1 protein-coding gene is annotated in these 696 nt (G+C 59.5%); it reads left to right on the top strand.

What is annotated here, in order from left to right; translation table 11 throughout:
- Positions 1 to 127 precede the first annotated feature (127 nt).
- Entirely contained in the window at positions 128 to 655 is a 528-nt protein-coding gene (locus HMPREF9069_RS09775; protein WP_021626225.1) for an IS3 family transposase, read from the top strand.
- Positions 656 to 696 lie beyond the last annotated feature (41 nt).

Raw genomic sequence — 696 nt, 5'->3', positions numbered from 1 at the left:
GGGTGCGCAAGCTCATGCGCGAGCTGGGCATACGTGGCTGCACCCCAAACACAGGCAAGAGGACAACTATCCAGGACCCCAGAGTGAAGGGTAAAAAGACCTCATCAGGCGCGACTTCACGGCCCCGGTGCCTACCGTCAAGCTCTGCGGGGACATCACCTGCCTGCGCACGGGCGAGGGCTGGCTCTACCTGGCAACCGTGATCGACCTTGCCACCCGCATGGTCGTGAACTGGTCGATGTCCGAGCGCATGACGGCCGACATCGTCGTTGCCGCCTTGGGAAACGCCAAGGGGCGCGGATATGTGGCCAAAAACGCCGTATTCCACTCCGACAGGGGTTCCCAGTACACCAGCCGAATGCTTTTGGACTGGGCCGAAGAAAACAACGTAAGGCTCTCATGCTCTAGGACCGGCAACTGCCACGACAACGCGGTGGCAGAATCCTTCTTTGCGACGTTGAAGAACGAGATGTATTACAGACGCAGCTTCAAGACCAGGGCCGATTCTAGGCGGGCGGTTTTCAACTACATCGAGGTTTTCTACAACCGCAGAAGACCCCATTCGACGATGGGCTACCAGGTACCCGGCGAGCTCATGGACACCTTCTTCGCGAGGACCGCCCCGGGCTGGGGGAAGCTGCCCATAGCAGCGTGAAATCCCCCACTTTCCCGTGTCCGAAATCTTGGCACAGGTCA

The organism is Atopobium sp. oral taxon 810 str. F0209, assembly GCF_000466405.1.
In the GTDB taxonomy this organism is placed as follows: Bacteria; Actinomycetota; Coriobacteriia; order Coriobacteriales; family Atopobiaceae; genus Olegusella.
This window is presented reverse-complemented; position numbering and strand designations above follow the sequence as displayed.